Origin of the sequence: Micromonospora sp. NPDC047707, assembly GCF_040704235.1 — a bacterium.
GTDB lineage: Bacteria > Actinomycetota > Actinomycetes > Mycobacteriales > Micromonosporaceae > Micromonospora.
This window is the reverse complement of sequence record NZ_JBEYSU010000008.1, coordinates 52,280-64,851: the sequence shown is the minus strand read 5'-3', so window position 1 is coordinate 64,851 and position 12,572 is coordinate 52,280. Positions and strand designations below refer to the sequence as shown.

Below are 12,572 nucleotides of genomic sequence, written 5' to 3'. Positions count from 1 at the left end.
CGGTGCCGGTCGTCGCGACGCCCGAGCCGGTCAGGCGGTCTTCCTGCTGCCGGTGAGCCAGGCCTGTATGCCGGGCATGACCTCGGGGCCGTAGTCGGCGGTGACGTCGCGAGCGAGATCGGCGATCGTGACCGTCGCGAGCGCCTGCCGCCAGGCCTCCTCCGCCGCTCCCATCGCCCGCGCGATCGGGCAGGGCGCCGTGCAGGCGGCGGCCGGGGCCGCCAACGGGCCGCGCTGACGGATCTCCGTGCAGACGAAGGCGGGCGCCGGGCCGTCGACGGCCTGGACCACGTCGAGCACCGTGATGCTCTCCGCGGCCCGGGTCAGCACGTAGCCGCCGGACTTTCCCTGCACCGAGTGGATGAGGCCGGCGCGGGACAGGGCCTGCAACTGCTTGGCCAGGTAGCTGCCGGACACGTCGTGCAGCTGCGCGAGCGTGGCGGCGGGCACCGGTTCCTTGCTGGCGGTGAGGACGACGCAGCAGTGCAGTGCCCACTCGACGCCGCCGGACATCCTCATCGCCCCACCTTAGCCACCCGAATACTCGGCCATCCTGTGTCCGAGTATGGTACCCGGACAGGACGGGTCCGAGTTTAGGCGCGGGAGAATTCCGGCCGACCGGGCAAACCGGTTAAAAGGGAAGAAACCTGGGAAGGTGTACGACATGAAGATCGCTGTCATGGGTGGGACCGGGCTGATCGGCTCACAGGTGGTCAAGATCGCTCAGGCGGCCGGACACGAGGCGGTACCCCACTCGCCGTCCACCGGGGTCGACCTGCTCACCGGAGCGGGCGTGCCGGAGGCGCTGCGGGGCGCCGAGGTCCTCGTCAACCTGACGAACTCGCCGACCTTCGACGAGGCGTCGGCCGGGTTCTTCCAGACGACGATGGACAACCTGCTGGCGGCCGCCCGGCAGGAGGGCGTCGGTCACACGGTCGTCCTCTCCATCCTCGGCGTCGACCAGGTCCCCGACCTCGCCTACTACCGCGCCAAGGTCCTCCAGGAGGAGATTCTCAAGGCGAGCCGGCTGCCGTACTCGATCCTCCGGGCCACCCAGTTCTTCGAGTTCGTCGACGCGGTGCTCTCCTGGACCGCCGACGACGACACCGTCCGCCTGCCCGCCACCCCGGTCCAGCCCATGGCCGCGGCCGACGTGGCACAGGCCGTCGCGGACGTCAGCCTGGGCGCCCCACTTCAGGGCACCCGGAACGTCGGCGGCCCCGAGGTCTTCACCCTCGACGAGCTGGGCAGGATCACGCTGGCCGCGCGCGGTGACCAGCGGACCGTCACGACCGACGACAGCGCCGGCATGTTCGCCGCCGTACCGGGTGACGTGCTCACCGCGAAGGAAGGCGCTGTCCTGGCGCCCACCACGTACCGGGAGTGGCTCGGACGCTGACCCCGGCCGCGGGCGAGGGGCGCCACGGCGCCGGCCGGTCCGCGCGACGTGGTCGCGTCGTGCGGACCGGCCGCGGGACGGCACGGGGACACCGGCGCCGGCTACCTGGGCAATGCCCGCGCGACGTGGCACGATCGTGCGCGTGACCGGCCGATCCGCCACCCCGCAGCGCCTGCGCGACCTGGCGCTGCTGCGTCGCGTCCGGGACCGGATCGACCGGGAGTACGCGCAGCCGCTGGACGTCGAGGCGCTGGCCCGCGGCGTGAACATGTCGGCCGGGCACCTCAGCCGCCAGTTCCGGCTGGCCTACGGGGAGTCGCCGTACGCGTACCTGATGACGCGGCGCATCGAGCGCGCGATGGCGCTGCTGCGTCGCGGTGACCTCAGCGTGACGGAGGTCTGTTTCACGGTCGGCTGCTCGTCGCTGGGCACCTTCAGCACCCGCTTCACCGAGCTGGTCGGTGTGCCGCCCAGCGTCTACCGGGAGCAGGCGGCGCGCGCGACGGCGGGGATGCCGCCGTGCGTGGCGAAGCAGGTGACCAGACCGGTCAGGAATCGAGAAGCCCCGGCCGGCGAGCCGCAACTAGCGTGACCGCCATGAACCTCACCATCCACGCCAGCTTCCTTCCGCACACCGACCCGGACGCCTCCCTGGCCTTCTACCGCGACACCCTCGGCTTCGAGGTCCGCGGTGACGTCGGACACCAGGGGATGCGCTGGATCACGGTCGGCCCGGCCGGCCAGCCCGACACGTCCGTCGTCCTGCACCCGCCGACCGCCACCCCCGGTCTCACCGATGACGAGCGCCGCACCATCCTCGAGTTGATGGCCAAGGGCAGCTACTTCGGCGTCAACCTGGCCACCGCCGACGTCGACGGTACCTTCGCGAAGCTGGCGGCCAGCGGCGCCGAGGTGGTCCAGGAGCCGACCGATCAGCCGTACGGCGTGCGCGACTGCGCGTTCCGCGACCCGGCGGGCAACATGATCCGCATCCAGGAGCTGGGCTGAGCCGTCCGGTGATCCGCACGGACGGCGCCCTGGGGCACGGCCGCGACGTCGGCGGCGGTGCCCTGGTCGCCGTCCGCGACGGCGGCCCCGCGTCACAGATGGAGACACGATGAGCAAGGCCACGAGGACGCAGCCGCCGACGACGCACGCCGCGGACAGCCACGACCTGATCCGCGTGCTCGGCGCGCGGGTGAACAACCTCAAGGACGTCAGCGTCGAGATCCCGAAGCGCCGGCTCACGGTGTTCACGGGCGTGTCCGGCTCCGGCAAGAGTTCGCTGGTGTTCGGTACGATCGCCGCCGAGTCGCAGCGGATGATCAATGAGACCTACAGCGCGTTCGTGCAGGGCTTCATGCCGACGCTGACCCGGCCCGAGGTCGACGTGCTGGAAGGGCTGACCACCGCGATCATCGTCGACCAGGAGCGGATGGGTGCCAACCCCCGCTCCACCGTCGGCACCGCCACCGACGCCAACGCGATGCTCCGCATCCTGTTCAGCCGGCTCGGACAGCCACACATCGGCGGGCCCAACGCCTACTCGTTCAACGTCCCCTCGGTGCGGGCCAGCGGTGGGGTCACCGTCGAGCGCGGCCCCGGCAGGACCAGGACCGAGAAGGTCACCTTCAACCGTCTCGGCGGCATGTGTCCGCGCTGCGAGGGCACCGGATCGGTCACCGATTTCGACCTGACCGCGCTGTACGACGACAGCAAGTCGCTGAACGAGGGCGCGCTCACCATCCCCGGCTACAGCATGGACGGCTGGTACGGCCGCATCTTCCGCGGGTCGGGCTACTTCGACCCCGACAAGCCGATCCGCAGGTACACCAAGAGGGAACTGCACGACCTGCTCCACAAGGAGCCGACCAAGATCAAGGTCGACGGGATCAACCTGACGTACACGGGGCTCATCCCGACGATCCAGAAGTCGTTCCTGTCCAAGGACGTCGAGGCGATGCAGCCGCACATCCGCGCCTTCGTCGAGCGGGCGGTGACGTTCACGACCTGCCCCGAGTGCGACGGGACCCGGCTCAGCGCGGAAGCGCGTTCGTCGAGGATCGACGGGCGGAACATCGCCGACGTCTGCGCGCTGCAGATCAGCGACCTGGCCGACTGGGTCCGTGGCCTCGACGAGCCGTCGGTGGCGCCGTTGCTCACCAGGCTGGTGCGGACCCTCGACTCGTTCGTGGAGATCGGGCTGGGCTACCTCTCGCTCGACCGGCCGTCGGGCACGCTGTCGGGCGGCGAGGCGCAGCGCGTCAAGATGATCCGCCACCTCGGCTCCTCGCTCACCGACGTCACCTACGTCTTCGACGAGCCCACCGTCGGGCTGCACCCGCACGACATCCGGCGGATGAACGACCTGCTGCTGCGGCTGCGGGACAAGGGCAACACGGTGCTGGTCGTGGAGCACAAGCCGGAGGCGATCGAGATCGCCGACCACGTCGTCGACCTGGGCCCCGGCGCCGGAACCGCGGGCGGCACCGTCTGCTTCGAGGGCACCGTCGAGGGCCTGCGGGCCAGCGGCACCGTCACCGGCCGCCACTTCGACGACCGGGCCGCCCTGAAGGAGTCGGTCCGGAAGCCGAGCGGCACGCTGGAGATCCGCGGCGCCGCGACCCACAACCTCCGGGACGTCGACGTCGACATTCCGCTCGGGGTGCTGTGCGTCGTCACCGGCGTCGCTGGCTCCGGCAAGAGCTCACTGATCCACGGATCGATCCCCGCCTCCGCCGGGGTCGTGTCGGTCGACCAGACGCCCATCCGCGGCTCGCGGCGGAGCAACCCGGCGACGTACACCGGACTCCTCGACCCGATCCGTAAGGCGTTCGCCAAGGCCAACGGCGTGAAGCCGGCGCTGTTCAGCGCCAACTCCGAGGGTGCCTGCCCCACCTGCAACGGCGCGGGCGTGATCTACACCGACCTGGGGGTGATGGCCGGGGTCACGACCGTCTGCGAGGACTGCGGCGGCAAGCGGTTCCAGGCGGAGGTGCTCACCTATCTGTTCGGCGGCAAGGACATCAGCGAGGTGCTCGCGATGTCGGTGACCGAGGCGACCGAGTTCTTCGGGTCCGGCGCGGCGAAGACCCCGGCGGCCCACGCGATCCTGTCCCGGATGGCCGACGTCGGGCTCGGCTACCTCAGCCTCGGCCAGCCGCTCACCACGCTGTCCGGCGGCGAGCGGCAGCGGCTCAAGCTGGCCACCCACATGGCCGACAGGGGCGGCGTCTACGTCCTCGACGAGCCGACCAGCGGCCTCCACCTCGCCGACGTCGAGCAGTTGCTCGGTCTGCTCGACCGGCTCGTCGACTCGGGCAAGTCGGTGATCGTCATCGAGCACCACCAGGCGGTCATGGCGCACGCCGACTGGATCATCGACCTCGGCCCGGGCGCCGGCCACGACGGCGGCCGGATCGTCTTCGAGGGCACCCCCGCCGATCTGGTCGCGGCCCGCTCCACCCTCACCGGCGAGCATCTCGCGGCCTACGTCGGCGCCTAGTGCGGTGTCCACTAACGTTCACCGGGTAATCCGGTGGATGCTGTGGATCAGGGTGGCCTTGTCGGTCAGGACCTGCAGGAGCCGGCCGATCTGCCATTGGCGCAGCCGCAGGTTGTGCCGCCGCCCGGCCGGAATGTCGAGCACACCGCGGGGGTCGCCGACGTGCAGCACCCCGACCCGCCGTTGCTGCGCCCAGCCGATGACCGTCTCCGCGGCTTCGTGCTGGGCCTGACGGACCCGCCGCCGATGCCGCCCCTGCACCGCCCGGGCCCGGCGGCGGTACTGTCGCCACCGCCGTGACCCCTTCTCACCCGGTTTCGGGGCCCGCCGAGCGACGGCGCGGCGGCGGGCCTTGGTGTCGGCCAGGTGCATGCGGTGCTCGGCGCGGATCGCCCGCCCGGACACCAGCAGCCCTTCGCCGTCGCCGCCGGCGACCGCGAACGGGTGGATGATCCCCAGATCCACGCCGGCCACCCGGTGTGGGTCCGGTTCCTCACCGGGCGGGTAGGTGGCGATCGGGACTTCGGCGGTGACGTCGAGGAACAGGCGACCACCGTCGCACAGCAGGGTGATCGAGCGGACCTGCTCGACCGCATACGGCAGGTCCCGCGCCAGCCGAACCCGCAACGGCGGCATGCGCTTGGCAGCCGGGATGCGCACCCGACGCCCCTCGATCGTGAAGGTGCCGTGATACCAGCGCACCGGCACCAACCGACGCCGCCGACGCGGAAACCGGGCCGACACCTCACCCGCCGCGCGACGTTTCGCCGCCGCGAACCACGCATCCGAGAACCGCCGCAACACCGACCGGGCACCGGTCGTGTCCAACTCGCCAAACGTGCCCGGCCCGGCCGCCGCCAACTCCCGACACAACTCCTGATAGCCGGCCAGCGGCGCATCGCGGCGGCGGCGCCTCCACGAGTTGATCTCCAGCACGCACGCCCACACGTCACCAGCCGAGCGCAACAACCCAAAACACCGCCGCCGCTGCCCCGACGTCAACCTCAACGCGACACGCGCAGTGCGATGCACAACCCGCGGCGCGCCCGGATCACGACGACGTGGCATGAGGCCGAGCCAACACCACCCGTACGACAATCCCCACGGCCACCAACCCGGCAAACGTAAGTGGACACCGCACTAGCTGCCTCCCCGGGCACCTGCCCGTACCACGCGTTCCGCTGGCGGATCGTCGCGTCTCAGTTCGCGGCGACCGGCGACCCGATGATCGCGACTCCCGAGGCTATTGCGAAGATATGGCAACTGCGTAACGCTGGCATCAGTGGCCCGCACCGCACAACCTCGGGAGCACGTCAATGGGTAAGCGCATGTCCGCGCGTGTGACGGCGGCGGCCGTCGCCGCCGTCCTCGCCGTCGCCGGTTGTTCGTCGTCGGCGACGCCCTCCGGTGGGTCCGACGGCGCCGGCACCGTCGTGGTGGCGACGGCGGGGGAGCCGGACACGCTGAACCCGGTGCTGAACTACGGCGTGGACGGTGGCTCGCTGATCTTCGACGGTCTGGTCGCCCGGGACGCCCGCAACCAGATCGTTCCGGCCCTGGCCCGCGAGCTGCCGGCCGTGTCGGCGGACGGCAGGACGGTCACCGCCAAGCTGCGTGAGGGGGTGCTGTTCCACGACGGCAGCCCGCTCACCGCGCAGGACGTCGTGTTCACCTACCAGGCGGTGCTGGACCCGAAGGTCGACTCGACGCTGCGCTCGGATCTGGACATGCTCGCCTCCGTCGTCGCGCCGGACCCGTCCACCGTGGTGTTCACGCTGAAGTACGCGTACGCGCCGTTCCTCCAGCGCCTGGCGCTTGGCATCGTCCCCGCGAAGGCGTTCGCCGGCCAGGACGTCAACAAGGCGGAGTTCAACCGGAAGCCGGTGGGCACCGGCCCGTACCGGGTGACGTCGTGGACGCCGGGGGACCGGCTCGTGCTGGCGGCCAACGAAACCTACTGGGGCGGCCGGCCCGCCAACTCCGGTGTGGTGGTGGCGTTCGTCGCCGACGACAACGTCCGCGCCCAGCGGATGCGGGCCGGCGAGTTCGACGCGGCCGAGCTGGCACCCAAGCTGGCCGCCGGGTTCGACGGGCAGGGCGGCTACCGGGTGCAGCGGGTACCCACCGCCGACTACCGCGGGGTGATGCTGCCGATGGGCAACCCGGTGACCGGCGACCCCGCCGTGCGGCGGGCGCTCACCGCGGCGGTGGACCGGCGGGCGATGGTGACCGGTGTGCTCGGCGGGGCCGGGGAACCGGCGTTCGGGCCGGTGCCGCCGTCGTCGGAGTTCGCCGAGCCGTCCGTCGTCGGCGCGGCCACGGCCGACCCGGCCGCCGCGACCGCCATCCTGGACGCCGCCGGGTGGAAGCCCGGTCCGGACGGCATCCGGGTCAAGGCCGGCCGGCCGGCCGCGTTCACGCTGATGTACCCGGCCAGCGACAGCCTGCGCAAGGAACTCGCCCTCGCGGTCACCGCCGACGCGAAGAAGGTCGGCGTCAAGGTCACGCCGGAGGGGCTGACCTGGGACGCGATCACCCCCCGGATGAAGACCGACGCGCTGATCATGGGCTACGGCACCCCGTACGACCCGGACTTCGTCTCCTACAAGCTGTTCAGCTCCGTCTTCGCCGGGCAGGGCTTCTTCAACCCCGGCTCGTACCGGTCGGCCGTGGTGGACAAGGCGTTGCAGGACGGCCGCGACAGCACCGACCCGGCGGCCCGCAAGGCCGCGTACGCGACCTTCCAGAAGCAGCTCGCCACCGACGTGCCGTGGGTGTTCCTCACCTACCTGCAGCACACCTACGTCGTGAAGGACACGGTGGCGGGTGTGACGCCGCGGGTGGAGCCGCACGAGCACGACGTGGCCAACAGCCTCTGGTGGAACGTCCACACCTGGACGACGAAGCCGTGACCACCACCACGTCACCGGTCGACACGGCACACCCGGCGCGGGTCCGGGACGGGCGGCGGCGGTGGGCCGGCGCCGGCGCGGTGATCCGCCGCCGGACTTTGGTCGCCGTACCCGTGCTGGCCGCGACCAGCATGGGGATGTTCGCCCTCGGCGCCGCCTCCCCGATCGACCCCGCCCAGCAGTACGCCGGCGCCGCCGCCTTTACCACCAGCGAGGAGAACCTCGCCCAGATCCGCGCCAACTGGGGCGTCGACGACCCGCTGCCGGTGCAGTACGCCCGCTGGGTCGGCAACCTGCTCCACGGCGACCTGGGCTGGTCGACCAGCCGGCACGAGCCGGTCACCTCGGTCCTTGCCGCCCGCGCCGGCTGGACGTTGCTGCTCGTCGGCACGGCGCTCACCCTGGTGCTGGTGGCGAGCGTGCTGCTCGGCACCCTCGCCGCGTACCGGCGCGGCGGCTGGTTCGACCGCGCGCTGCGCGCCACCGCGTACGCCGTCCAGTCGATGCCGGTGTTCTGGATCGGGCTCGCGGCGATCGCCGTGTTCGCCCTCGCCCTCGGCTGGCTTCCCGCCGGCGGGTTCACCGACATCCGGAGCACCGGCACGGATCCCGCGGACGTGGCGCGGCACCTGATCCTGCCCGTGACCGTGCTGGCGGTCTCCCAGGCGCCGTGGTTCGTGCTGTTCATCCGCGACGCCGTCGCGGAGAGCCTCCGCGACGACCACGTCCTCGCCGCGCGCGCCCGCGGCCTGCCCGGCCGCACCGTCCTGTTCGGCCACGCGCTGCGCACCGCGCTGCTGCCGTTCCTCACCCTGGTCGGCACCCACCTGCCCGAGTTGGTCGGTGGCGCCGTGCTGGTGGAGACCGTGTTCTCCCTGCCCGGCGTCGGAGCGGTCACCGTGCAGGCCGCGCTCGGCGCCGACTTCCCGCTGCTGGCCGCCACCACACTCGCCACCACCGTCGTGGTGCTGGCCGCGAACCTCGCCACCGACCTCGCCTACACCGCCGCCGATCCCCGGGTACGCCTCGATGACTGACCTCGCCCTGCCCGCTCGCGCCCGACGGTGGCGGCGGCGCTCCGGTGGCACCGGGGCGACGGTCGCGGCCGGCGTGCTCGCCGTGGCGTTCGCCGCCTGCCTGCTCGCCCCCGTCCTCTGGCCGCTGGACCAGAGCGCCGTGGACCTGTCCCGCGTCCGGCTCGCCCCCTCCTGGCAGCACCCGGCCGGCACCGACGACCTGGGCCGCGACGTCGCCCACCGCAGCCTCTACGGCCTGCGCGTCTCCCTGCTCGTCGGCGCGGTCGCCGCGCTGGTGGCCACCGTCATCGGCGGCCTCGTCGGCGCGGTCGCCGGCACCGTCGGCGGTACTGTCGACCGGGTGCTGATGCGCGTCGTCGACACGATCGCCGCGCTGCCGCACCTCCTGCTGGGCATCTTCGTCGTCGCGATGCTGCGACCCAGCCTCGGGGCGGTGATCCTGTCCATCGGGCTGACCCACTGGCTGTCGACCGCCCGCATCGTCCGCTCCGAGCTGCTCAGCCTGCGCACCCGGCCCTTCGTCGACGCGGCGATCTCCGGCGGCGCCGGCCGGGCCCGCGTCCTCACCCGCCACCTGCTCCCGCACGTGCTGCCCCGGCTCGCGTTGGCGACCACCCTGATGGTCCCGCACGCGGTCTGGCACGAGACCGCCCTGTCCTTCCTCGGTCTCGGCCTGCCCCCGCACCTCGCCTCCATCGGCAACATGATCAACGACGGGCAGCGGTCCCTGCTCACCGGCGCCTGGTGGGCCAGCATCGTCCCCGGCCTCGCCCTCGTCGCGGTCACCCTCGCCCTGGCCACCCTGACCGGCCGGTGGCGTGACCGCCTCGACCCCCGCGTACGAGCGGAGCTGAACCTGTGACCACCACCGCGCCCCTCGCCACGACCGGGACCGGCACCGGCCGCCGCCCGCCACTTCTGGAGATCGACGGACTGACCGTCCGGTTCCGTCTCCCCGACGCCACCGTCCACGCCGTCACCGACCTGCACCTCACCCTTCAACCCGGCGAGCTCCTCGCCGTGGTCGGGGAGTCCGGGTGCGGCAAGTCCGTGCTCGCTCACGCGCTGCTGGGCCTGCTGCCCGGCAACGCCACCGTCACCGGCCACGCGCGCCTGCGCCCGCACACCGGAGACCCCGTCGACCTGACCGGCTGCGGTGAACGGCACCTCGCCCGTACGGTGCGCGGACGCGTCGTCGGTCTCGTACCGCAGAGCCCCGCCACCGCGCTCACCCCGGTCCGCACCGGACGGCGGCTGCTGGAGGAGACGCTGCGCGCGCACGGTCACACCCGCCGCGACGCGCCCGCCGCCGCCGACCGGCTCGCCGCCGACGTCGGCCTGGACCCCGCCGACCTGCACCGCTACCCCCACGAACTGTCCGGCGGCATGGCCCAGCGCCTGGCCACCGCTCTCGCCCTCGCCCCCGACCCGGCGCTCCTGCTCGCCGACGAACCCACCACCGGCCTCGACCGTCCCCTGGCCGACCACACCCTGGAGCTCCTGCGCCGCCGCTGCGACACCGGCGGCACCGTCCTGCTCATCACCCACGACCTCGCCGCCGCCCGCCGTGTCGCCGACACCGTCGCCGTCATGTACGCCAGCCGCATCGTCGAACACCGCCCCACCGGCGCCCTGTTCGACGCCCCGGCCCACCCCTACACCGCCGGGCTCCTCGACGCCCTGCCCGACCGCGCCTTCCGACCCGTCCCCGGCCACCCGCCGATGCTCACCGCCCTGCCCGACGGCTGCGCCTTCGCCCCCCGGTGCGACCGCGCCACGGACACCTGCCGCTCCCTGCCCGGCCTGCGCGCGGACGGCTCCGGCCGGGTCGCCTGTCACCACCCGGTGACGGCATGACCGCCGCCGCGCTCGCCGCCCGGGCGGTCACCGTCTCGTACCGCCGGCAACGCGTCCTCGACCGCGTCGACCTGCACGTCGCCCGCGGCGAGACGGTCGGGCTGCGCGGGCCGTCCGGCAGCGGCAAGTCCACCCTCGCCCGCGTCCTCGCCCTGCTGCACGCGCCCGACGCCGGGCACGTCACCCTCGACGGCGTGCCCCTGGCGGGAGCCCGGCACCGGCTGCCGGCCGCGATCCGTACCCGGGTCGCGATCCTCTTCCAGAGCCCGCGCGCCGCCACCGACCCGCGGCTCAGCCTCGCCGACATCGTCGCCGAGCCGCTACGCGCCACCGGCACCCCGACGGGCGAGGCACGGGCCCGGGTGGCGGAGCTGGCCGACCTCGTCGGCCTCACCCCGGACCTGCTCACCCGCCGCCCGCACGCGGTCAGCGACGGACAGCTGCAACGCGCCTGCCTGGCCCGGGCGCTCGTGCACCGGCCCGGTTACCTGCTCTGCGACGAGGCCACCGCCATGCTGGACGCCTCCACCCAGGCCCATCTCGCCACCGTCGTCACCGACTACCAGCGGCGGCACCACGCCGGAGTCCTCCTCATCACCCACGATCCCGCGCTGATGACTCGTCTGGCGACCCGCGTCGTCGACCTTCCGCCCGCGGTCGGGCCATGACCGGGCCGCGTCCGGCCTGGTTCGGGTCGGGCTTCGGCTAGGGCCCTTGCCGGACGCCGCCTGGACTCCGCCTCGGCTCGACCGCGGACTTCGACACCGGACCTAGGCCGGCATGATCGGCTCATCTCCGGTCAGGCCGGTGTACTGGTCGGGTCCGGCGGTCAGGATGGTGCATTCGTTGTGGGCGGCGGCGAGCAGCACGCTCGCCGTGTCGAGTCGACCGACGGCGCGGTACGTGTTGGCGAGGGCGCTCCAGCTGAGCGGGTCGACGGTGAGCACCGCCGCGGCGGGATGGTCGACCAGAAGGTCGAGCCGGGCGGTGTCGACGACCGACCTGGACGCTTCCGCCAGGCACGCGACGGGCAGGCCGAACAGGTAACCCTCCTCGACGACCTGCGCGATCGTCTCGTCGACGGCGGCCGACCCGGTCGTGAACGCGACGATCGCGGACGCGTCGAGAACGACCCGTACCGGCAGGTCGGGGGAGCGGCGCCGGCGGGCGGGCCGGTGCGGGCGGGCGCCCGTGACGGTGGAGCCCGGTCCGGGTTTCCGTTGTCCCGGACTTCGCCACATCGGATAGGTGGTGGTGCCGTCCGGGAGCGTGAACGGTTCGCCGCAGACGTAGCCGTGTCGGGCGTACAGGTCCCGGTCGGCGACGGATGTCGCCTCCGTGTACGTGGGGAGCAGCGCCTGGCCCATCCGGGCGGTGCTCGCGGCGAGCAGGGCGGTGGCCCGCCGGACGCGGGGGCCGTTCGGGGCGACCGCGAAGAACGCCAGGTGGTTGTGCGGACGGGCGGGCCGGTGCGTGCGCAGGACGTCGTCGAGCAGGAGGAAGCGGTCGACGTAGTCGCCGCAGGCGGCGGCGAGCCGTTCGCCGTACCCGCTGGTGCGGGGGATGGGACCGTACCGGTGCAGCCACACGGCGGCGGCGGACCGGTCCTGCAGGAGGTAGGCCTCCCCGAACAGGAGAGCGTGCTCGGTCCAGATGCGGAGGACGGAGCCGAGCACGTCACGTCGACGGCGTTCGTCCGGTACCAGCCACTCACTGATGGGGCTGCCGACGAAGGGGGCGACGACCAGTTCGACGATGTCGGGGATGTCCGCCCAGTGGGCGCGGCAGACGGGCAGGGTGTTGTTCACGGGTTTCTCCTGGTGGCAGTTGCGGCTGTGTGGTCCTGGTCGGGGCGGTGCGGG

General features: G+C 72.7%; 12 protein-coding genes. 9 read left to right on the top strand and 3 right to left on the bottom strand.

Translation table 11 applies throughout. From position 1 onward, the window contains the following. Positions 1–30: 30 nt before the first annotated feature. Positions 31–519 carry an Rrf2 family transcriptional regulator gene (locus AB0873_RS11600; protein WP_155331612.1) on the bottom strand — a complete coding sequence of 163 codons (489 nt, stop codon included), beginning with the start codon at positions 517–519 and terminating at the stop codon, positions 31–33. A gap of 145 nt (positions 520–664) precedes the next feature. Between AB0873_RS11600 and AB0873_RS11595 the strand changes: the two genes are divergently transcribed. The 4 genes from AB0873_RS11595 (at position 665) to AB0873_RS11580 (ending at position 4,904) form a co-directional block, all read left to right on the top strand. Further along, positions 665–1,399 carry an NAD(P)H-binding protein gene (locus tag AB0873_RS11595; protein WP_366599602.1) on the top strand — a complete coding sequence of 245 codons (735 nt, stop codon included), beginning with the start codon at positions 665–667 and terminating at the stop codon, positions 1,397–1,399. Positions 1,400–1,511: 112 nt separating this feature from the next. Further along, positions 1,512–1,991 (top strand): helix-turn-helix transcriptional regulator, encoded by a 480-nt coding sequence (locus AB0873_RS11590; protein ID WP_366599600.1) that lies wholly within the window; start codon positions 1,512–1,514, stop codon positions 1,989–1,991. A 5-nt stretch (positions 1,992–1,996) separates the two neighbouring features. Further along, a complete protein-coding gene (locus tag AB0873_RS11585) occupies positions 1,997–2,407 on the top strand; it encodes a VOC family protein (protein WP_155331615.1) in 411 nt (136 codons plus the stop codon). Positions 2,408–2,516: 109 nt separating this feature from the next. Further along, positions 2,517–4,904, top strand: a complete 2,388-nt coding sequence (locus AB0873_RS11580) for an excinuclease ABC subunit UvrA (RefSeq protein ID WP_366599599.1) — start codon at positions 2,517–2,519, stop codon at positions 4,902–4,904. A gap of 18 nt (positions 4,905–4,922) precedes the next feature. On the opposite strand, the gene AB0873_RS11575 is transcribed toward AB0873_RS11580, so the two are convergent. Further along, positions 4,923–5,852 carry a transposase gene (locus AB0873_RS11575; protein ID WP_366599598.1) on the bottom strand — a complete coding sequence of 310 codons (930 nt, stop codon included), beginning with the start codon at positions 5,850–5,852 and terminating at the stop codon, positions 4,923–4,925. A 380-nt stretch (positions 5,853–6,232) separates the two neighbouring features. Between AB0873_RS11575 and AB0873_RS11570 the strand changes: the two genes are divergently transcribed. From AB0873_RS11570 to AB0873_RS11550, 5 genes are read left to right on the top strand one after another with little or no spacing between them, the layout of a single operon-like run. Beyond that, positions 6,233–7,816 (top strand): ABC transporter substrate-binding protein, encoded by a 1,584-nt coding sequence (locus tag AB0873_RS11570; protein ID WP_366599597.1) that lies wholly within the window; start codon positions 6,233–6,235, stop codon positions 7,814–7,816. Further along, on the top strand, positions 7,783–8,853 hold the full coding sequence (locus tag AB0873_RS11565) for an ABC transporter permease (RefSeq protein WP_366599596.1): 1,071 nt from the start codon (positions 7,783–7,785) through the stop codon (positions 8,851–8,853). Before AB0873_RS11570 ends, AB0873_RS11565 begins: the two co-directional genes overlap by 34 nt. Next, positions 8,846–9,715, top strand: coding sequence for an ABC transporter permease (locus tag AB0873_RS11560; protein WP_155331619.1), 870 nt, complete (start codon positions 8,846–8,848; stop codon positions 9,713–9,715). The genes AB0873_RS11565 and AB0873_RS11560 overlap by 8 nt, the downstream gene beginning before the upstream one ends. Next, a complete protein-coding gene (locus tag AB0873_RS11555; RefSeq protein ID WP_366599595.1) occupies positions 9,712–10,710 on the top strand; it encodes an ABC transporter ATP-binding protein in 999 nt (332 codons plus the stop codon). The genes AB0873_RS11560 and AB0873_RS11555 overlap by 4 nt, the downstream gene beginning before the upstream one ends. Continuing rightward, on the top strand, positions 10,707–11,378 hold the full coding sequence (locus AB0873_RS11550; RefSeq protein ID WP_366599594.1) for an ATP-binding cassette domain-containing protein: 672 nt from the start codon (positions 10,707–10,709) through the stop codon (positions 11,376–11,378). The genes AB0873_RS11555 and AB0873_RS11550 overlap by 4 nt, the downstream gene beginning before the upstream one ends. Before the next feature lie 102 nt (positions 11,379–11,480). On the opposite strand, the gene AB0873_RS11545 is transcribed toward AB0873_RS11550, so the two are convergent. Further along, positions 11,481–12,518 (bottom strand): hypothetical protein, encoded by a 1,038-nt coding sequence (locus AB0873_RS11545; RefSeq protein ID WP_366599593.1) that lies wholly within the window; start codon positions 12,516–12,518, stop codon positions 11,481–11,483. Between the last annotated feature and the right edge of the window lie 54 nt (positions 12,519–12,572).

Excerpts from the sequence above, each read along its gene's own strand:
- AB0873_RS11600 (WP_155331612.1), bottom strand. The coding sequence starts at position 519 with ATGAGGATGTCCGGCGGCGTCGAGTGGGCACTGCACTGCTGCGTCGTC.
- AB0873_RS11595 (WP_366599602.1), top strand. The coding sequence starts at position 665 with ATGAAGATCGCTGTCATGGGTGGGACCGGGCTGATCGGCTCACAGGTG.
- AB0873_RS11590 (WP_366599600.1), top strand. The coding sequence starts at position 1,512 with ATGCCCGCGCGACGTGGCACGATCGTGCGCGTGACCGGCCGATCCGCC.
- AB0873_RS11585 (WP_155331615.1), top strand. The coding sequence starts at position 1,997 with ATGAACCTCACCATCCACGCCAGCTTCCTTCCGCACACCGACCCGGAC.
- AB0873_RS11580 (WP_366599599.1), top strand. The coding sequence starts at position 2,517 with ATGAGCAAGGCCACGAGGACGCAGCCGCCGACGACGCACGCCGCGGAC.
- AB0873_RS11570 (WP_366599597.1), top strand. The coding sequence starts at position 6,233 with ATGTCCGCGCGTGTGACGGCGGCGGCCGTCGCCGCCGTCCTCGCCGTC.
- AB0873_RS11560 (WP_155331619.1), top strand. The coding sequence starts at position 8,846 with ATGACTGACCTCGCCCTGCCCGCTCGCGCCCGACGGTGGCGGCGGCGC.
- AB0873_RS11550 (WP_366599594.1), top strand. The coding sequence starts at position 10,707 with ATGACCGCCGCCGCGCTCGCCGCCCGGGCGGTCACCGTCTCGTACCGC.